General features: G+C 53.2%; 20 protein-coding genes and 1 other annotated feature. Of the genes, 7 read left to right on the forward strand and 13 right to left on the reverse strand.

The annotated features are described in order from the left end of the window. The first annotated feature begins 126 nt into the window (after nucleotides 1-126). The 7 genes from aroH to OGY17_RS13015 all read left to right on the forward strand — a co-directional run bounded on the left by aroH (nucleotide 127) and on the right by OGY17_RS13015 (nucleotide 7,250). Nucleotides 127-1,173 carry a 3-deoxy-7-phosphoheptulonate synthase AroH gene (aroH, locus tag OGY17_RS12985; protein ID WP_003030555.1) on the forward strand — a complete coding sequence of 349 codons (1,047 nt, stop codon included), beginning with the start codon at nucleotides 127-129 and terminating at the stop codon, nucleotides 1,171-1,173. Nucleotides 1,174-1,343: 170 nt separating this feature from the next. Then, nucleotides 1,344-1,532, forward strand: a complete 189-nt coding sequence (gene hemP, locus OGY17_RS12990; protein WP_032943171.1) for a hemin uptake protein HemP — start codon at nucleotides 1,344-1,346, stop codon at nucleotides 1,530-1,532. Between the two features lie 74 nt (nucleotides 1,533-1,606). Next, a complete protein-coding gene (locus OGY17_RS12995; RefSeq protein WP_079933934.1) occupies nucleotides 1,607-3,589 on the forward strand; it encodes a TonB-dependent hemoglobin/transferrin/lactoferrin family receptor in 1,983 nt (660 codons plus the stop codon). Between the two features lie 47 nt (nucleotides 3,590-3,636). After that, nucleotides 3,637-4,668, forward strand: a complete 1,032-nt coding sequence (gene chuS / locus OGY17_RS13000; RefSeq protein WP_125363163.1) for a hematinate-forming heme oxygenase ChuS — start codon at nucleotides 3,637-3,639, stop codon at nucleotides 4,666-4,668. Further along, the gene (locus tag OGY17_RS13005) at nucleotides 4,665-5,486 is read left to right on the forward strand and encodes a heme/hemin ABC transporter substrate-binding protein (RefSeq protein ID WP_191214763.1); all 822 of its coding nucleotides are present in this window, start codon (nucleotides 4,665-4,667) and stop codon (nucleotides 5,484-5,486) included. Before chuS ends, OGY17_RS13005 begins: the two co-directional genes overlap by 4 nt. Further along, the gene (locus OGY17_RS13010; RefSeq protein WP_008784583.1) at nucleotides 5,486-6,478 is read left to right on the forward strand and encodes a FecCD family ABC transporter permease; all 993 of its coding nucleotides are present in this window, start codon (nucleotides 5,486-5,488) and stop codon (nucleotides 6,476-6,478) included. The genes OGY17_RS13005 and OGY17_RS13010 overlap by 1 nt, the downstream gene beginning before the upstream one ends. Beyond that, on the forward strand, nucleotides 6,471-7,250 hold the full coding sequence (locus OGY17_RS13015; protein ID WP_191214765.1) for a heme ABC transporter ATP-binding protein: 780 nt from the start codon (nucleotides 6,471-6,473) through the stop codon (nucleotides 7,248-7,250). Before OGY17_RS13010 ends, OGY17_RS13015 begins: the two co-directional genes overlap by 8 nt. Here OGY17_RS13015 and selO read toward each other — a convergent pair. From selO to infC, 13 genes are all read right to left on the reverse strand, one after another. Further along, complete coding sequence (gene selO / locus OGY17_RS13020; protein WP_286607428.1) at nucleotides 7,247-8,689, reverse strand: protein adenylyltransferase SelO; 1,443 nt, start codon at nucleotides 8,687-8,689, stop codon at nucleotides 7,247-7,249. The two genes, OGY17_RS13015 and selO, sit on opposite strands and share 4 nt — an antisense overlap. 61 nt (nucleotides 8,690-8,750) lie before the next feature. After that, complete coding sequence (locus tag OGY17_RS13025; RefSeq protein WP_057066974.1) at nucleotides 8,751-9,464, reverse strand: EAL domain-containing protein; 714 nt, start codon at nucleotides 9,462-9,464, stop codon at nucleotides 8,751-8,753. A gap of 318 nt (nucleotides 9,465-9,782) precedes the next feature. Beyond that, entirely contained in the window at nucleotides 9,783-10,247 is a 465-nt protein-coding gene (locus tag OGY17_RS13030; protein ID WP_003832591.1) for an NlpC/P60 family protein, read from the reverse strand. A 77-nt stretch (nucleotides 10,248-10,324) separates the two neighbouring features. Beyond that, nucleotides 10,325-11,074 carry a vitamin B12 ABC transporter ATP-binding protein BtuD gene (gene btuD, locus OGY17_RS13035; protein ID WP_008784579.1) on the reverse strand — a complete coding sequence of 250 codons (750 nt, stop codon included), beginning with the start codon at nucleotides 11,072-11,074 and terminating at the stop codon, nucleotides 10,325-10,327. Continuing rightward, nucleotides 11,074-11,625: a glutathione peroxidase gene (locus OGY17_RS13040; protein ID WP_003832585.1), complete on the reverse strand. Its 552-nt coding sequence runs from the start codon at nucleotides 11,623-11,625 to the stop codon at nucleotides 11,074-11,076. Before OGY17_RS13040 ends, btuD begins: the two co-directional genes overlap by 1 nt. A 60-nt stretch (nucleotides 11,626-11,685) precedes the next feature. Then, nucleotides 11,686-12,666 (reverse strand): vitamin B12 ABC transporter permease BtuC, encoded by a 981-nt coding sequence (btuC, locus tag OGY17_RS13045; RefSeq protein ID WP_003832584.1) that lies wholly within the window; start codon nucleotides 12,664-12,666, stop codon nucleotides 11,686-11,688. A 121-nt stretch (nucleotides 12,667-12,787) separates the two neighbouring features. Beyond that, nucleotides 12,788-13,087, reverse strand: coding sequence for an integration host factor subunit alpha (gene ihfA / locus OGY17_RS13050; protein WP_003030571.1), 300 nt, complete (start codon nucleotides 13,085-13,087; stop codon nucleotides 12,788-12,790). Between the two features lie 4 nt (nucleotides 13,088-13,091). Continuing rightward, nucleotides 13,092-15,479 (reverse strand): phenylalanine--tRNA ligase subunit beta, encoded by a 2,388-nt coding sequence (gene pheT, locus OGY17_RS13055; protein WP_032943162.1) that lies wholly within the window; start codon nucleotides 15,477-15,479, stop codon nucleotides 13,092-13,094. A gap of 15 nt (nucleotides 15,480-15,494) precedes the next feature. Continuing rightward, nucleotides 15,495-16,478, reverse strand: coding sequence for a phenylalanine--tRNA ligase subunit alpha (pheS, locus tag OGY17_RS13060; RefSeq protein ID WP_003832580.1), 984 nt, complete (start codon nucleotides 16,476-16,478; stop codon nucleotides 15,495-15,497). A 124-nt stretch (nucleotides 16,479-16,602) separates the two neighbouring features. Beyond that, nucleotides 16,603-16,727, reverse strand: a sequence feature (Phe leader region). Continuing rightward, the gene (pheM, locus tag OGY17_RS13065) at nucleotides 16,678-16,722 is read right to left on the reverse strand and encodes a pheST operon leader peptide PheM (protein WP_001386830.1); all 45 of its coding nucleotides are present in this window, start codon (nucleotides 16,720-16,722) and stop codon (nucleotides 16,678-16,680) included. Its footprint overlaps the feature before it by 45 nt. A gap of 120 nt (nucleotides 16,728-16,847) precedes the next feature. Beyond that, complete coding sequence (rplT, locus tag OGY17_RS13070) at nucleotides 16,848-17,204, reverse strand: 50S ribosomal protein L20 (protein WP_003030578.1); 357 nt, start codon at nucleotides 17,202-17,204, stop codon at nucleotides 16,848-16,850. Nucleotides 17,205-17,259: 55 nt separating this feature from the next. Next, nucleotides 17,260-17,457: a 50S ribosomal protein L35 gene (gene rpmI, locus OGY17_RS13075; RefSeq protein ID WP_003030583.1), complete on the reverse strand. Its 198-nt coding sequence runs from the start codon at nucleotides 17,455-17,457 to the stop codon at nucleotides 17,260-17,262. A gap of 96 nt (nucleotides 17,458-17,553) precedes the next feature. Beyond that, a complete protein-coding gene (gene infC / locus OGY17_RS13080) occupies nucleotides 17,554-18,096 on the reverse strand; it encodes a translation initiation factor IF-3 (protein ID WP_048997935.1) in 543 nt (180 codons plus the stop codon).

An 18,096-nucleotide genomic window follows, 5' to 3' on the forward strand; every position in this document is an offset into this window, starting at 1 on the left:
AATGCTAGTGCATTGGTTCGATTTTTTGTTATTATGCTCGCCACCAGGCAGGATGAGTGTGATATTGTGATGTACATCACTTCCCGGTAGTCCTGCCGTTGAAGCAACAAATTTCTGAGACAAGTAATGAACAGAACCGATGAACTCCGTACTGCGCGTATTGACAACCTGGTCACTCCAGCAGAGCTTGCGCAACGGCATCCTGTTTCGTCCTCCGTCGCCCGTCATGTTACGGACTCCCGACGTCGGATAGAAAAAATTTTAAATGGTGAAGACCCCCGTTTACTGGTGATCGTAGGTCCCTGCTCGATTCACGATCTTGATGCCGCGATGGAATACGCGACACGGTTACAGGCGCTGCGCACTAAGCACCAGGCGCGTCTGGAAATCGTGATGCGTACCTATTTTGAAAAACCACGCACCGTCGTAGGCTGGAAAGGCCTGATTTCCGACCCGGATTTGAATGGCAGTTATCGTGTGAACCACGGTATTGAACTGGCGCGAAAACTGCTGTTGCAGGTCAACGAACTGGGCGTCCCCACGGCGACTGAATTCCTCGACATGGTGACCGGCCAGTTTATTGCTGATTTAATCAGTTGGGGAGCTATTGGCGCGCGCACCACCGAAAGTCAGATCCATCGTGAAATGGCCTCCGCGCTCTCCTGCCCGGTTGGCTTTAAGAACGGAACGGATGGCAACACGCGCATCGCCGTCGATGCGATTCGCGCCTCCCGCGCCAGTCACATGTTCCTCTCGCCGGATAAAACCGGTCAGATGACCATTTACCAGACCAGCGGTAACCCTTACGGGCATATCATCATGCGTGGCGGTAAAAAGCCGAATTATTATGCTGAAGATATTGCTGCCGCCTGCGATACCCTGCACGAATTTTCCCTGCCTGAGCATCTGGTGGTCGATTTTAGCCACGGCAATTGCCAGAAGCAGCATCGCCGTCAGTTGGACGTTTGTGATGATGTATGCCAGCAAATTCGCAATGGTTCGACGGCGATTGCCGGGATTATGGCGGAGAGTTTCTTGCGTGAAGGTACGCAAAAAATCGTTAGCGGCCAGCCGCTGGTTTACGGTCAGTCCATTACCGACCCGTGCCTGAACTGGGAAGATACTGAACTGTTGGTTGAAAAACTCGCCTCTGCGGTTGATAGCCGTTTTTAATGCTGTTCGCCGGGCAATATCACCTTGCCCGGCGCTAATCCCTTGTTTTCCCCTTGCTTATTGCGCAAAAAACGTTCTCGTCACAATTATTTCACAAAAACGCTTGCCGCAAATTTGTAGTTTGATGATAATGATTATCATTGTTACATTGATTGTTATTTTTAAACACTATGTCACGTATGGATAACACAACGGCAACGCCTGCAAAAGACAAAACACCGCCTTCCGTCGCGCCCAACGAGCGACGAATTGACAGTAAAACCCTGCTTGGTAACGAAGGACGCGTGATCATAGAACATGATGGTCAGCACTACCTGCTGCGCCAGACACAAGCCGGAAAACTCATTCTGACTAAATAAACAACACATTTCGCCAGCCACCCAGGTCATACCCAGGCAGCCAGCGCTTTTCGATTTCCTAATGGAGAGTTGCTATGCCTTACCTGCACACCGCTTCCCTGCGCCCATCGCTGTTGGCGCTGGCGATTATCAGTAACCTGCCCGCCGTCGCCTATGCGGCGGTCGAGGATATGACCGTTACCGCCACCGGCAATGCCCGTAGCGCCTTTGAAGCGCCAATGATGGTTAGCGTCATTGACGCCACCGCCCCAGAAAACCAAACCGCCAGCTCCGCTGCCGACCTGTTACGTAAGGTTCCAGGCCTGACCCTTGACGGTACGGGCCGTACCAACGGCCAGGACGTGAATCTGCGCGGCTATGATCGACGCGGAGTTCTGGTACTGGTTGACGGCGTTCGTCAGGGAACCGACACCGGACACCTGAACAGTACCTTCCTCGACCCGGCGCTTATCAAACGCATCGAAGTCGTGCGTGGCCCTTCCGCACTACTGTACGGTAGCGGCGCGCTAGGCGGCGTGATCGCCTATGACACTGCAGATGCCAAAGATCTACTGGACGTCGGGCAAAACAGCGGTTATCGCGTGTTCGGTACCGCGGCAACCGGCGATCACAGTCTCGGCATGGGTGCCAGCACGTATGGCCGTACCGATACGCTGGACGGACTGCTTGCCTGGTCCAGCCGCGATCGCGGTGATTTACGCCAGAGTGACGGTACTACTGCGCCGAATGACGAAGCAATTAACAATATGCTGGCGAAAGGTAGCTGGAAAATTGACAGCGCCCAGACGCTGGCCGGTTCGCTGCGTTACTACAATAATGACGCCCGGGAACCTAAAAACCCGCAGACCAGCGCGGCGGATGCCAGCAATCCGATGACCAACCGTTCAACGATCCAGCGTGATGCGCAACTAACCTACTCGCTCGCTCCGGCGGACAATGACTGGCTGAACGCTGACGCCCGTATCTACTGGTCCGAAGCGCGCATTAATGCTCAGAATGCAGATAACACTGGCGAATTTCGCAAGCAAACCACCAAAGGCGGGAAGATCGACAACCGCAGCCGTCTGTTTACCGACTCTTTTGCATCTCACCTGTTGACCTACGGCGGTGAATACTATCGTCAGGAACAACAACCGGGAGGAGCAACAACTGGTTTCCCGGAGGCTAAGATCGATTTCAGCTCCGGCTGGCTCCAGGATGAAATCACCCTGCGCGACCTGCCGGTTACGCTGCTGGGCGGTACCCGTTATGACTCTTATCGCGGCAGCAGCGACGGTTATGAAGATGTCGATGCCGATAAATGGTCGTCCCGCGCCGGATTAACGGTTGCGCCAACTGACTGGCTGATGCTGTTCGGTTCATACGCTCAGGCTTTTCGTGCCCCTACTATGGGGGAGATGTATAACGATGCGAAACACTTCTCGATTGGTCGTTTTTACACCAACTACTGGGTGCCGAACCCTAACCTGCGCCCGGAAACCAACGAAACACAGGAATACGGATTTGGCCTGCGCTTTGACGATCTTCTGATGGCGAGCGACGCGCTCGAATTTAAAGCCAGCTATTTCGACACCAAAGCGAAAGATTACATCTCCACCAGCGTCGATTTCGCCGCTGCGACAACCATGTCCTATAACGTACCCAACGCCAAAATCTGGGGCTGGGATGTGATGGCGAAATATTCCGCCGATCTGTTCAGCCTCGACATGGCCTATAACCGCACACGCGGAAAAGATACTGACACCGGCGAATACATTTCAAGCATTAACCCGGACACCGTCACCAGCAAACTGAATGTGCCAGTTGCGCACAGCGGTTTCTCTGTCGGCTGGATAGGGACATTTGCTGACCGTTCAACGCATATCAGCAGCACCTACGCTAAACAGCCCGGCTATGCGGTAAACGATTTCTACGTCAGCTATCAGGGCCAACAAGCGCTGAAAGGCATGACCACCACGCTGGTACTGGGCAACGCCTTCGACAAAGAGTACTGGTCGCCGCAAGGCATTCCGCAGGATGGTCGTAATGGCAAAATTTTCGTGAGTTATCAGTGGTAATCACTTTTCCCCGGTTCGCCGGGGCCGCAATCTGGAAGGAAGAGACAATGAATCATTACACACGCTGGCTGGAACTGAAGAAAGAAAATCCTGGCAAATACGCACGTGATATTGCGGGGTTGATGAATATTAGCGAAGCCGAACTGACCTTTGCACGCGTCGGTCACGATGCCTGGCGCTTACGTGGCGAAGTGCGTGAAATTCTCAGCGCACTGGAAGCAGTTGGCGAAACCAAATGTATTTGCCGCAATGAATACGCAGTACATGAGCAGGTGGGTGCTTTTACCAATCAGCACCTCAACGGTCATGCCGGACTGGTTCTCAATCCGCGCGCCCTCGATCTGCGTCTGTTCCTGAATCAGTGGGCCAGTACCTTTCATATCAGCGAAACAACCGCCCATGGTGAGCGTCAGAGCATTCAGTTCTTCGACCATCAGGGAGATGCGCTGCTGAAGGTCTATACCACGCAAAATACCCTCGTTGAGGAATGGGCAGCGTTGCTGACCCGTTTCATCTTTGCAGAAAACCCGCCGCTGGCACTGCAACCCGCCAACAATTCCGCGCCTGCCGCCGTCACGGTCGATGCGCAGACCGTTGATCAAGAGTGGCGAGCGATGACCGATGTCCACCAGTTCTTCGGTCTGCTGAAACGCCATGAACTCACCCGCCAACAGGCGTTTAATCTGGTGGGCGACGATCTGGCCTGTAAGGTTTCTAATAGTGCACTGGCGCAGTTACTCGACACCGCGCGTCAGGATGGCAACGAAATTATGGTTTTTGTGGGTAATCGCGGCTGTGTACAGATTTTTACCGGCGTGATTGAAAAACTGGTACCGATGAAAGGCTGGCTAAACATCTTCAACCCAACCTTTACCCTGCATCTGCTGGAAGAGAGCGTGGCCGAAACGTGGGTGACGCGCAAACCGACCGTCGATGGCCACGTCACCAGTCTGGAACTGTTTGCTGCCGACGGTACGCAAATCGCACAATTGTATGGTCAACGTACGGAAGGCGAGCCGGAACAGACGCAATGGCGCACACAGATTGACGCGCTAACGCCGAAAGGACTGGCCGCATGAAAAAACTGCTGGCCCTGATCGCGCTGCTGCCCTTCGCCGCACTGGCTGCGCCCGAGGAGCGAGTTGTTGCCCTCGGTGGCGATGTCACCGAGATCGTATACGCACTGGGAGCACAACCCTCCCTTGTGGCGAGAGACAGCACCAGCCAATGGCCTGCTGCGGCAACCGCGTTACCTGATGTTGGTTATTTGCGCCAGCTCAACGCCGAAGGGATCCTTGCCACACGCCCTACGCTGGTCCTTGCCAGCGCGCAGGCGCAGCCTTCTCTGGTGTTAAAACAGCTCGAGCAGAGCAACGTCAGGGTTGTCACGATCCCAGCAAGCAACGATCTTAACGCGATTGATGAAAAAGTTCGGGTTATCGCCGAGGCTACTCATCGGGAGGCCGACGGCGAAACGCTGCGCGCAACGTTACGTCAGGAACTGGCGACGCTCCCGTCATCTGAACTTAATAAACGTGTGCTGTTTATTCTCAATCATGGCGGGATGACCGCGATGGCGGCGGGCCAGCAAACCGGAGCCGATGCGGCGATTCGTGCCGCAGGTCTACGCAACGCGATGCAGGGCGTTAATCGCTATCAGCCGCTGTCACAAGAAGGCGTCATTGCCAGCCAGCCCGATCTGGTAGTGATTTCACAAGAAGGTGTTAAGGCGATGGGTGGCGAGGCAAACCTGTGGGCGCTACCGGGACTTGCGCAAACACCTGCCGGAAGGAATAAACAGGTATTGCAGGTTGACGATATGGCGCTGTTGGGCTTCAGCGTTCGCACGCCACAGGCTATTTTGCAGCTTCGTGCTAAAGCGGAGCAATTGCCCTGATGTCCCGGCGGATCACCTGTTCGTTGTGGATGTTGGCATTGATGCTGGTTGTAATGACGGTTCTGGCTACCGGTTTTGGCGCGTTGCGCCTGCCGGTAAGTCTGCTCTGGCGTGATGGCGATGAGGCACTGCGTCAAATCTGGCTCACGATTCGTCTGCCCCGCGTCCTGCTGGCGCTGGTGATTGGCGGCTCTCTGGCGCTCGCGGGCTGCGTGATGCAGGGGCTGTTTCGCAATCCACTTGCAGACCCTGGATTACTGGGAATAAGCAGCGGCGCCGCCTGCGCTGTGGCCCTGTGGGTGGTGCTGCCTGTCTCCTTGCCCGCGCTGCTGATGTTGTATGCTCCAATGCTGGCCGCTTTTTTCGGCGCGCTGGCGGCAACCATAGTGATTTTTATCCTTAGCCAACAGCGCGACGGTTCACTCTCACGCCTGCTGCTGGTCGGCATTGCCATTAACGCGCTCTGTGGGGCGGCGGTTGGCGTTTTGTCGTGGGTCAGTAATGATGCGCAACTGCGCCAGCTGTCGCTATGGGGAATGGGAAGTCTGGGGGCCGCGCAGTGGTCCACACTGTTGGCTGTCACTTCACTGACAATCCCGACAGTGCTGATCATCTGGCGACTTGCTCCGGCGCTGAATCTTCTACAACTGGGTGAGGAAGAGGCGCATTATCTCGGCGTTGATGTGCGTACAATCCAGCGTATTTTGCTGCTTTGTAGCGCACTACTGGTTGCCTCAGCCGTGGCGGTAAGCGGCGTGATTGGCTTTATCGGGTTGGTCATCCCACATTTAATACGTATGTGGCTCGGCTCAGACCATCGGGCAGTTATTCCGGGTTCCGTGCTGGCGGGCGCATTTTTATTGCTGATTGCCGACACACTAGCCCGTACGGCGGTTGCGCCTGCGGAGATGCCGGTCGGTCTGTTGACCAGTCTTCTCGGCGCACCGTGGTTTTTATGGCTTATTTTTCGTCAGCGAGGACCGCATGGCTGAACATTTCATCGCTGAAGGGCTTCACTATCACGTAGCTGGCAGAGCGGTAATTGACAATGTATCACTCGCCCTTACAAAAGGTGAACTGGTGGCGCTCATCGGCCCAAACGGTGCGGGGAAATCCACTCTGCTACGCTTGCTGACCGGTTTTCTGAAACCGGCTACCGGGCGCTGCGTGCTGGCGGGCAAACCGCTGGAAGAGTGGCCTACCCAAATGCTGTCGCGACACCGGGCGGTAATGCGTCAGCAAACACAGTTGGGGTTTGACTGGCCGGTAGAGGCCGTCATCGCGATGGGTCGCGCGCCCTGGACCCAACGACCGGAACCTGGGCTTATTGCACAGGTAATGGAGATGACCGGATGTACGCCTCTGGCAGGCCGGCAATACGCCGCGCTTTCCGGCGGCGAGCAACAGCGAGTGCAGTTAGCCCGCGCGCTGGCGCAACTCTGGTGCCACGGCGCTCCTCGCGGTTGGTTATTCCTTGATGAACCCACCTCCGCGCTGGATCTTTACCACCAGCAGCATCTGTTGCGCATGCTAAAAACGCTAACCGCTTCGGGTGAGCTGCATGTGTGCATTGTGCTTCACGATCTGAACCTCGCCGCACTGTGGGCAGACAGAATAGTGCTGCTGCACAACGGCAGGCTGGTGTCGCAGGGAACACCGGAAACTGTGTTACAGGCCGATGATCTGAAGCGCTGGTACGGTGCTCAGGTACACGTTGGCCAGCATCCGGCCAGCGCCTCCCCGCAGGTATTTCTGGCCCCTTAGCTTGAACAACTCACTTCCAGCCGTTTGCCCCAGTCAGGTGGACGGCTGGCATAGTCGTCATCGCGGTCGGCAAACGGGGTACGCAACGCCTGGTGCAACCGATGCAGTTCGGCGTAATCCCCCTGCTCTGCCTGACTAATCGCCCGTTGCGCCAGCCAGTTACGTAATACCATCGCCGGATTAGCCGCCTTCATCTGCGTTTGTCTGACTGCGTCAGCAATGTTGTCTTGCTGCAGACGCGAGCGATACCGCGTGAACCAGTCGTCAAACGCCGCGCGGTCGATAAACTCATCGCGCAGTGGGGATTGCGCACTGTGTTGTTCCGTTTGGCTGAGCATACGAAACGTTCGCGTATAATCACTTCTTTCCCTCGCCATCAGACTAAACAGTTCGCTAAGCAGTTCGTTATCGTCTTTCTGCTCGCTAAAGAAGCCGAGCTTTTGCCGCATCCGCTGACCGTAGCGAGTTAACAGCGCCAGTTGGTAACCGTCCAGCGCATCATTGAGCGTCTCGACCGGGATAAATGGCGACAGGGTTTGCGCCAGACGTTGCAAGTTCCACAACGCGGCAGCCGGTTGGTTATCGAAACTGTATCGCCCCTGGTTGTCAGAGTGGTTGCAGATATAATCGGGCACGTAATCATCAAGAAAACCGAATGGACCGTAATCCATCGTCAGACCCAGAATCGACATGTTGTCCGTGTTCATAACACCATGCGCAAATCCTACCGCCTGCCAGTCAGCGATTAACGTCGCAGTACGCGTGACAACATCGTTAAACCACAGCTGATACTTATCGGCTTCTTCCTGCCATTGCGGCCAGTAATGGCGAATCGCAAAGTCAGCCAACTCACGCACTTTTTCCGGCTCTCGGCGATAGTAAAAATGCTCAAAGTGGCCAAACCGCATATGGCTTTGCGCCACGCGAATGAGCATCGCCCCTGCTTCGACCGTTTCGCGATAAACCGGCGTGTCACTGGTGACAATCGACAATGCCCGCGTGGTCGGTATTCCCAGGTAGTACATCGCTTCACTGGCCAGGCTTTCACGAATGGTCGAGCGCAACACGGCACGCCCATCACCCATGCGGGAATACGGCGTGAGTCCGGCGCCTTTCAGGTGCCAGTCAAACGTTGAACCATCCGCGAGCTGTTGTTCGCCCAGCAGGATCCCACGTCCGTCGCCAAGCTGACCAGCCCAGACGCCGAACTGATGCCCACTATAAACCTGGGCTAAAGGCGACATCCCGGGAAGCAACGATTCGCCGCCCCAAACGCCTGCACCAGTCGGAATATCAAATAGCTCCGCACGAATGGCTAATTGCTCCGCCAGCGCATCGTTATGCCAGATAAGGCGCGCGTTTTTCAGAGGGGTGGGTGAAAGCGCGGTATAGGTTGCTGGTAGTTCATCACGCCAGCGAGTGGTAAAAGACAGGGTCATAGGGCCTCCTGCCTCTAGTGTAGACTGTTAATAGCCTGTTAAACACCAGCAAAAAAAAGGGTTATATCTTAGCGAGCGAAATTATCTGCGCAGGTGGCACCGCAGGCCACAATCCTCCCTGCATGGCACTGAATCCCACAGGCAAGACGCGCTCCAGCATCTCTTGTGTATCAATTCCGCTAATGATTATTGACTCACAGCTGGGCGATAGTTGCGCAAGAATAGCCCGCATAAACGGTTCAAACGAAATATGTGCAATCCTTTGTTGAACAAAGTTTTTATCCAGCACGACGCGTTTGAACAGGCCGTCAAAAATTGCCCGGGTTGATATACCGCCAGAACCATAGTTTGTCAGGACTAATGGAAATCGCGCAGCAAGTGCGGCCAATATTGGATTATCTTTACCTTTGTTTAACTCCGGATAGCTTTCATGAATAGTCAGCTCCAGAAATGAAAATCGTTCAACTTGTGAAGCAAGTTCAGTATCTGATAATAAAGTATTAGCAACTGCTGGCGTTAAATTAATCCAGGCGGATACTTTTCGCTGAATAAAAAAATGTTGGCACGTTTCGATTAATTCTAGTTTTTCTACAAATAAACGACATTGTTCGTCGTCTGACATCCGAGGTAGGACCAGCTCGGTGGGTATACGCACATCCCCATGCGCACTGGCGAAACTGGTGATGATATCGACGAATTCAAGATCGCCTTTTTCGCTTCTCGCAGGAAGAAAAGAGAACTCAGAATGGTAAAGATTATCCAGTGAAACAATCATCGTGCCAGCCCCGCTGCATGGGTGTTATCCGGCATCCTGTAGCAAAGGATGGAGAAATACGTTACTGCTGATGCAAGTAGAGGCCCTTTCATTTTTCCCTTTTTAGCCGGTAAATCGAATCCTTTTTTTTAGCTTATCCTGATTATAAGCGAATATCCAGCTTTGCACTTTTTAATATCTCGGAATAAATCATATTTTTAGCAAGATACGCTCTTAATGTTCAGGGGTATTGTCTAACCAAAAGCAGAAATAAAAGTTAACTTTCAAATGGTGATGTTGAGGCTGCGCACTCGATGGCAGCCTCGGAGTTGCGGGGGATTAAATACGTCGCGCCTGCCAAAAGTTTTTACGCCAGTAAACGTTATCCAGAGACGAACGCATCACGCCACGACTGGTTGAGGCATGAATAAATTGATTATTGGTATCGTAAATACCAACATGTAGACCGCTTTCCCCAGACCCGGTTTTAAAGAAAACCAGATCGCCGGGCAGCAAATCGTCTTTATCAATTTCGGTACCAATCTTTGATTGCGTACGCGTATCGCGCGGGAGTTGCAGGTCGAATTTATCGCGCATCGTCATCAAAACAAATCCAGAACAATCCACCCCACTACGACTCATACCGCCATAACGATAGGGTGTGCCATGCCAGGTTTGTAGCTGATCATTAAGACCGGCGATAACGGCAATAGAATCCGACAGTCGGGCATTTGGCGCAGGCGCACGATGGCTGCTGCAGCCCGCCAAAAACAATGCTGTAATGAAAAGGAGCCAAAAGCGCATTCAGTACGAATCCTCTGAATTTTATTTTTATGCCAATTTAGCGTGGAAATTATATGATTTTCAAGAACCCATTTCACTTAAGTGGTTGATATGAGCATTCTGTGCCCTTCAATATCCAAACGTCGGAAGTTGACGCCATAGGCCGCAGACAGATTGGCCGGCGTCAGTACCGCATCTCGTGAACCACTGGCAAGCAGTTTCCCGCGCTTGAGTAGCCAGGCTTTATGCGCATGGCGTAAGGTGTGATTAAGGTCGTGGCTACTCATCACAATCGCTATGCCCTGCAAACACAGCTGACTCAACAGTCGGTCCAGTGCGTTTTGTTGCGCGACGTCCAGACTGTTCATCGGCTCATCCAGCAGTAAAAGCTGACCTAATGGATTCGCTTGTGGGCAAATCTGCAGGATAACCGCAGCCAGGCGCACACGCTGCCACTCACCGCCGGAAAGTTGGTTCACGCCGCGCCCCAGTTTATCTCCCAGGCCGAGCGCATCGGCGATCTCCTGTAACAGATCGGTGCGTGCTTTGTCGGGTTGATGCAGCGTTAGAAAATGCCAGACCGGCATGGCAAACGGCGGATTTTGCTGTTGCGCAAGATAGGCGCGATATTGCGCCAGCCTGGCGGCGGGCCATTCCTCCAACGGCATATCACCAAAAGTGATACTGCCCTCTCCGTTTGTCAGACCCGCCATACGCGCCAACAGCGTACTTTTTCCGGCACCGTTTGGTCCCACTAAATGCAAGATCTCTCCTGCTTTGATCTCACCAGAAAGCGGGCCGAGACGGGTCGATTCCGCGACGTCCTGTAGCTGCATCAATCGAGACATTAGTTTGCCAGCGCCTGCTTGATGGTTTGCACCAGGATGGGATCCTCAGGCGTCATATCCGGTGAGAATCGTTGCAGCACTTTTCCATCGCGACCCACTAAAAACTTCTCGAAATTCCACAGGATATCGTCCGGGTAGAGCGGCGCACGACCTTTGCTCGCCATTCGCTCGTAGAACCCACTATCCGCAGGCGCAACGGCCGTTGGCGCGGCATCAATCAGCTTCTGATACAGCGGATGGCGTCCCTCGCCGTTGACGTCAATTTTGCTGAACATCGGGAAAGTTACGCCCCATGTGGTACTGCAGTACGTTTTTATTTCCTCTTCGCTGCCCGGCTCCTGGCCCAGAAACTGATTGCAAGGGAAACCAAGAACGCTGAAGCCCTGTTGGTGCCAGGCTTTCTGCAGATTTTCCAGTTGCTCGTACTGCGGCGTCAGTCCACATTTTGAAGCAACGTTGACGATTAACAGCACATTCCCGGAATACGGCTGCAGTGAGGTAACTTCGCCGTCGATGGTCGTCACTTCTGTATCGAGGATAGTGTTTTGCATAGCATCTCCAGAACAACAGGTGGATTTTCAGTTTTTAATCATAGACCGAACCAACGCGTTCTAGCGCGCGGCTTTTAACAATAGCCAGATAAATACCGGTGCACCCATGGTGGCCGTTACCACGCCGATAGGTAACTCAGCCGAGGCCAGCACCAAACGCGCGACAACATCAGCAAACAATAATGCGATTGCGCCAGCCAACGCACAACCTGGCAGTAAAACACGGTGATCGGTGAGGCCGCACAGTCGCAAAATATGCGGGATCACAAGCCCAATAAAACCAATCGCCCCTGCCAGAGCCACGCTCACGCCAACCATCCAGCCTGTGGCAACCACCAGCAGGTTGCGCCAGAACCATAATGGCAGTCCCAACTGACGTGCAGAAGTCTCTCCTAACGCCAGCATATTCATCGGCTGCGACTGACAGCAAATCCACACCAACACCGGAATCAACGCCACCATGAGCCAGGCCTGATGCCAGTCTACGCCACCGAAGCCCCCCATCATCCAGTACATCAGCTGTCGTAAGTCAAACGAGGTAGAGAAGTAGATAGCCCATGTCATCAGCGCGCTGCAGATAATCCCCAGCGCCACCCCCGCCAGCAGCAGACGGCTGGTAGACAGATGTCGACGGGCGAAACGTAGCAGAATAAGCGTGATAATCAGCGCCCCGGCAATCGCGCAAAGGCCCAACGCCCAGCCGGGGAGTTGCCCCTGCCCCAGCAGCACCGCCGCGATAAGCCCGACTCCCGCGCCGTTAGATACGCCCAGTAATCCAGGCTCTGCGAGCGGGTTTTCAAACAGAGCTTGCATCACTGCGCCAGATAAGGCCAATGCAGCGCCTACCAGCAAAACGGCAAGGGTACGGGGAAGTCGAATTTGCCAGACGAACAGATCGCCGCGGGCGCTGAACCAGTCGCCGGGAGCGATCCATTGTTCTCCTGCGCACAAGCTTAGAATCGTTGCCAGTAGCATCAGTACTGACAGTGACAGTATCCAGCGCACATTTCGGCGCTGTTGTTGATGGGCGAAAGTCAGCATGTTTTCCATTCTGCTGAAAAGAGATGGAGGTGATTCTACGGTGCTGATTCGGTAGTGAAAAGGAAAAAGGCCGCATAGCGGCCTTTTTAGTTATACGCGTCATACTCTGCGTATCGTTAAATCACTCTTCTTTGGGCGTTGCGTTTTCAACCCGGCTTTTTAACTTCTGTCCGGGTCTGAAGGTCACCACGCGCCGTGCTGTAATGGGAATATCTTCGCCCGTTTTCGGGTTACGGCCCGGACGTTGATTCTTATCACGCAGATCGAAGTTACCAAAACCAGAGAGTTTTACCTGCTCACCATTTTCCAGAGCACGACGGATCTCTTCGAAAAACAGCTCGACCAGTTCTTTGGCATCCCGCTTGCTAAGCCCAAGCTTATCAAACAGATATTCTGACATTTCAGCTTTTGTAAGCGCCATAGGTTCAATCCCTCAATGATGCCTGGAATCGCTCTTTTAATGCCTCTACACATTTGGCGACGGTAGCGGCAATCTCCTCTTCTTCAAGTGTACGGCTGGTATCCTGAAGGATCAGGCTGATAGCGAGGCTCTTATAGCCCTCCGCAACACCCTTACCGCGGTACACGTCAAATAAGTTTACGCCAACTACCTGATTTACGCCAACTTTCTTACACTCGGATAAAATATCCGCAGCGGGAACGTTTTCTGCGACAACGACTGCGATATCGCGACGGTTCGCTGGGAAGCGAGAAACTTCACGCGCCTGAGGCACCACGCGGTCTGCGAGCTTATTCCACTCCAGTTCAAACACCAGAGTGCGACCGTTCAGATCCAGTTTACGTTCCAGTTCAGGATGAACAACCCCAATGAAACCAATACGTTCACCTTTCAGATAAATCGCCGCAGACTGACCCGGATGAAGTGCTGGATTCGCTTCAGCTTTGAACTGAATGTCTGCCAGTTTGCCTGTCAGGTCGAGAACCGCTTCCAGATCGCCTTTCAGATCATAGAAATCAACGGTCTCTTTTGCCAGATTCCAGTGTTCATCATGACGGTTACCGCAGATCACGCCAGCCAGCATCAGATCCTGACGGATCCCGAGGTTGGCCTGCGTATCTGGCACGAAACGTAAACCCGTTTCGAAAATACGTACGCGGTTCTGCTGACGATTCTGGTTATACACTACCGTAGACAGCAAGCCGGTCCACAGGGACAAACGCATTGCCGACATATCAATAGAGATTGGGCTTGGCAGCAGCAGCGCTTCTTCACCCGGGTGCAGCAGCGACTGGACTTTCGGGTCGACGAAGCTATAGGTAATGACTTCCTGGTAGCCTTTGTCATTCAGCATGGTTTTTACACGTTTCAGCGACAAATCCGCTTCGCGATGCGTACCCATGATAAGACCCGCCTGAATCGGCGTGTTCGGGATATTGTCATACCCGTATACGCGGGCGACTTCTTCGACCAGGTCTTCTTCGATTTCCATATCGAAACGCCAGCTCGGCGCGACCGCTTTCCACTCATCCTGCCCTTCCGTCACGTCACAACCCAGACGACGCAGAATGTCACTCACCTGCTCATCGGCAATATGGTGTCCGATCAGACGATCCAGTTTGCTACGACGAAGCGTAATGGTTGCGCGTTTTGGCAGCGTGGCTTCATTCGTCACGTCAATGACTGGGCCCGCTTCACCGCCGCAGATATCAATCAGCAGGCGCGTTGCACGTTCCATGGCCTTATGTTGCAGCGCAGGATCGACACCACGCTCATAGCGGTGAGATGCATCGGTGTGCAGGCCGTGACGACGCGCGCGACCGGTAATAGACAACGGGCTGAAGAATGCACATTCCAGCAGGACGTTTTGTGTTTCATCATTCACGCCGGAATGTTCGCCACCAAAGATGCCGCCCATCGCCAGCGCTTTGTTGTGGTCCGCAATCACCAGCGTATCTGCATTCAGCTTCGCTTCGCTGCCGTCCAGCAATACCAGGGTCTCACCCTCTTTTGCCATACGGACAACAATTCCGCCTTCAATGCGGTCTTTGTCGAATGCGTGCATTGGCTGACCCAGTTCGAGCAGCACATAGTTAGTCACGTCAACCACGGCATCGATAGAACGAATACCGCAACGGCGCAGTTTTTCTTTCATCCACAGCGGGGTCGGCGCTTTAACATTGATGCCTTTCACCACGCGGCCCAGATAGCGTGGGCAGGCTTCCACGGCTTCGACCTGAATCGGCAGGACGTCGCTAATGGTCGCGGCAACTGGCGCGATTTCCGGCTCAACCAGCGGGGCTTTGTTCAGTACAGCAACGTCACGCGCTACACCGATGATGCCTAAGCAGTCGGCGCGGTTCGGCGTGACGCTGATTTCGATGGTGTTGTCGTCAAGCTTCAGGTATTCACGGATATCGGTGCCAATTGGCGCATCGGCAGGCAGTTCGATAATCCCGTTATGATCGTCGGAAATACCCAGCTCGGAGAACGAGCACAGCATACCTTCAGACGGTTCACCGCGCAGTTTCGCGGCTTTAATTTTGAAATCGCCCGGCAGAACGGCACCAACGGTTGCCACAGCCACTTTCAGCCCCTGACGGCAGTTTGGCGCGCCGCAGACGATATCCAGCAGGCGGTCGCCGCCTACATTCACTTTGGTGACACGCAGTTTGTCAGCGTTCGGGTGTTGGCCGCATTCAACCACTTCACCTACCACAACGCCATTGAACGCGCCGGAAACAGGTTCCACACCGTCAACTTCAAGACCCGCCATCGTAATTTGGTTTGACAGCGCATCGCTATCAATCGCCGGATTTACCCATTCGCGTAACCACAGTTCACTGAATTTCATTGTTTTATCCTGCCTTTATTTAAACTGTTTGAGGAAACGCAGATCGTTTTCGAAGAAAGAACGCAGATCGGTAACGCCATAACGCAGCATAGTAAGACGCTCCATACCCATACCGAATGCAAAGCCGGAATAGATTTCCGGATCGATGCCAACATTACGCAACACGTTCGGGTGAACCATCCCGCAGCCCAGCACTTCCAGCCATTTGCCGTTTTTGCCCATCACGTCAACTTCCGCAGATGGTTCAGTGAACGGGAAGTAGGAAGGACGGAAACGAACCTGCAGGTCTTCTTCAAAGAAGTTGCGCAGGAAATCGTGCAGCGTGCCTTTCAGGTTGGTGAAGTTGATGTTGGTATCAACAATTAGCCCTTCCATCTGGTGGAACATTGGGGTGTGTGTCTGGTCGTAATCGTTACGATATACACGGCCCGGGGCGATAATACGGATCGGCGGCTGTTTTTCTTTCATGGTGCGGATCTGCACGCCGGAAGTCTGTGTGCGCAGCAGACGCGTCGCGTCAAACCAGAAAGTGTCGTGGTCAGCGCGCGCCGGGTGATGGCCAGGAATGTTGAGCGCATCGAAGTTATGATAGTCATCTTCGATTTCCGGACCGGTCGCCACGGTAAAGCCCAGCTCACCGAAGAAACTTTCAATCCTGTCGATTGTACGCGTCACCGGGTGCAGACCGCCGTTTTCGATACGACGCCCAGGGAGGGAGATATCGATCGTTTCTTCAGCCAGACGAGCATTCAGCGCAGCACTTTCTAATTCGGCCTTACGCGCGTTCAGCGCTTGCTGTACCTGCTCTTTGGCTTCGTTAATCACCGCACCTGCTGCCGGGCGCTCTTCTGGCGGCAGTTCGCGCAGGGTTGTCATCTGAAGGGTCAGGTGCCCTTTCTTGCCCAAATATTCGACGCGGACATTGTCTAACGCGGCAACATCTGAAGCCTGGTTAATGGCGGCCGTTGCACTGGCAACCAGCTCTGCGAGATGTGACATGGTTTTCCTCGTTATGTTGCGATATTCACTAGTCGCTCGTATATACGCAAAATCATTCAAGTTGTATCAACGCGGCCAAAGAGCGGATGCAGCCAATACAGAGACAACTTGAAGGATGACGCGTATAAAAAAAGCCTCCACCAGGGAGGCTTTTAGGCGCTGTTTTCCGTTTCTTCTTTCACGCGCAAGCCTCCTGAGTTCAGGTGCTAAAATAAAAGAAGAAGCGGAAAATAGCAGCATTCATGCTTGCGTTACCTTGTGTGGTAAAAACCGGACAACCTTTATTGAAAAGGCTTACGGATAAATTGTCAACTAATTGATTGCACTACAAATAAAAGAGAGGGAGCCAGGCTCCCTCTTTTCACCGGCTTATGCCAGAGCTGCTTTCGCTTTTTCGACCAGAGCGGTGAACGCTACTTTGTCGAATACTGCGATGTCAGCCAGGATCTTACGGTCGATTTCAACAGAGGCTTTTTTCAGGCCGTTGATGAATTTGCTGTAAGAAATACCGTTCTGACGTGCTGCTGCGTTGATACGCGCAATCCACAGTTGACGGAACTGACGCTTTTTCTGACGACGGTCACGATAAGCGTACTGACCAGCTTTGATAACAGCCTGGAAGGCAACGCGGTATACGCGAGAACGCGCACCGTAGTAGCCTTTAGCTTGTTTCAAAATTTTCTTGTGACGTGCACGGGCAACTACACCACGTTTTACGCGAGCCATATGTGCTCTCCTGTATCTATATTCTTAGTAAAAAAATGAATTAAACGTTAACGGCTTATGCGTACGGCAGGCACGCGATAACCAGACCCAGATCGCCTTTAGACACGAGGCCTTTTGGACGCAGGTGACGTTTACGCTTAGTAGATTTTTTGGTCAGAATATGACGCAGGTTTGCGTGCTTACGCTTAAATCCACCACCACCGGTTTTTTTGAAACGCTTAGCAGCACCGCGTACGGTCTTAATTTTTGGCATTTTAATAACTTCCACTTCGCATTGTTAATAAACGAAACGTAGGCGAACAACGGCTGTGGAACCCGTGGGCTCCACAGACATTGCTACTTGAAGGCCTTACTGTTTCTTCTTAGGAGCGAGCACCATGATCATCTGGCGGCCTTCGATCTTCGTAGGGAAGGATTCGACTACTGCCAGTTCACTCAGATCGTCACGGACGCGGTTGAGCACTTCCATACCAATCTGTTGGTGGGCCATCTCACGACCGCGAAAACGCAGCGTGATCTTAGCCTTATCGCCATCTTCCAGAAAGCGTACCAGGCTGCGGAGTTTTACCTGGTAATCGCCATCGTCGGTGCCAGGACGGAATTTAATTTCCTTAACCTGGATAACTTTTTGCTTTTTCTTCTGTTCCTTAGAAGACTTACTCTTTTCATAAAGGAACTTGCCGTAGTCCATAATACGACAAACTGGCGGTTCGGCGTTAGGGCTGATTTCAACTAAATCTACTCCAGCTTCTTCAGCTTTTTCGATCGCTTCTCTCAGACTCACAATACCCAAAGCTTCGCCTTCCAGACCTGTTAAGCGAACTTCCAGGGCGCGAATCTCGCCATTGATACGATTCGGACGTGCCGTTTGAACTCGTTTTCCGCCTTTAAT

This window comes from Citrobacter sp. Cpo126 (assembly GCF_030332445.1).
Classification (GTDB): Bacteria; Pseudomonadota; Gammaproteobacteria; order Enterobacterales; family Enterobacteriaceae; genus Citrobacter; species Citrobacter portucalensis.

Coding starts and splice junctions, on each gene's coding strand:
- rpmI (WP_003030583.1), bottom strand. CDS start 17,457: ATGCCAAAAATTAAGACCGTACGCGGTGCTGCTAAGCGTTTCAAAAAA.
- OGY17_RS13010 (WP_008784583.1), top strand. CDS start 5,486: ATGTCCCGGCGGATCACCTGTTCGTTGTGGATGTTGGCATTGATGCTG.
- OGY17_RS13015 (WP_191214765.1), top strand. CDS start 6,471: ATGGCTGAACATTTCATCGCTGAAGGGCTTCACTATCACGTAGCTGGC.
- pheS (WP_003832580.1), bottom strand. CDS start 16,478: ATGTCACATCTCGCAGAGCTGGTTGCCAGTGCAACGGCCGCCATTAAC.
- OGY17_RS13040 (WP_003832585.1), bottom strand. CDS start 11,625: ATGCAAAACACTATCCTCGATACAGAAGTGACGACCATCGACGGCGAA.
- OGY17_RS13025 (WP_057066974.1), bottom strand. CDS start 9,464: ATGATTGTTTCACTGGATAATCTTTACCATTCTGAGTTCTCTTTTCTT.
- selO (WP_286607428.1), bottom strand. CDS start 8,689: ATGACCCTGTCTTTTACCACTCGCTGGCGTGATGAACTACCAGCAACC.
- OGY17_RS12995 (WP_079933934.1), top strand. CDS start 1,607: ATGCCTTACCTGCACACCGCTTCCCTGCGCCCATCGCTGTTGGCGCTG.
- OGY17_RS13030 (WP_003832591.1), bottom strand. CDS start 10,247: ATGCGCTTTTGGCTCCTTTTCATTACAGCATTGTTTTTGGCGGGCTGC.
- rplT (WP_003030578.1), bottom strand. CDS start 17,204: ATGGCTCGCGTAAAACGTGGTGTAGTTGCCCGTGCACGTCACAAGAAA.
- pheT (WP_032943162.1), bottom strand. CDS start 15,479: ATGAAATTCAGTGAACTGTGGTTACGCGAATGGGTAAATCCGGCGATT.
- OGY17_RS13005 (WP_191214763.1), top strand. CDS start 4,665: ATGAAAAAACTGCTGGCCCTGATCGCGCTGCTGCCCTTCGCCGCACTG.
- btuD (WP_008784579.1), bottom strand. CDS start 11,074: ATGTCTCGATTGATGCAGCTACAGGACGTCGCGGAATCGACCCGTCTC.
- aroH (WP_003030555.1), top strand. CDS start 127: ATGAACAGAACCGATGAACTCCGTACTGCGCGTATTGACAACCTGGTC.
- ihfA (WP_003030571.1), bottom strand. CDS start 13,087: ATGGCGCTTACAAAAGCTGAAATGTCAGAATATCTGTTTGATAAGCTT.
- chuS (WP_125363163.1), top strand. CDS start 3,637: ATGAATCATTACACACGCTGGCTGGAACTGAAGAAAGAAAATCCTGGC.
- btuC (WP_003832584.1), bottom strand. CDS start 12,666: ATGCTGACTTTCGCCCATCAACAACAGCGCCGAAATGTGCGCTGGATA.
- hemP (WP_032943171.1), top strand. CDS start 1,344: ATGTCACGTATGGATAACACAACGGCAACGCCTGCAAAAGACAAAACA.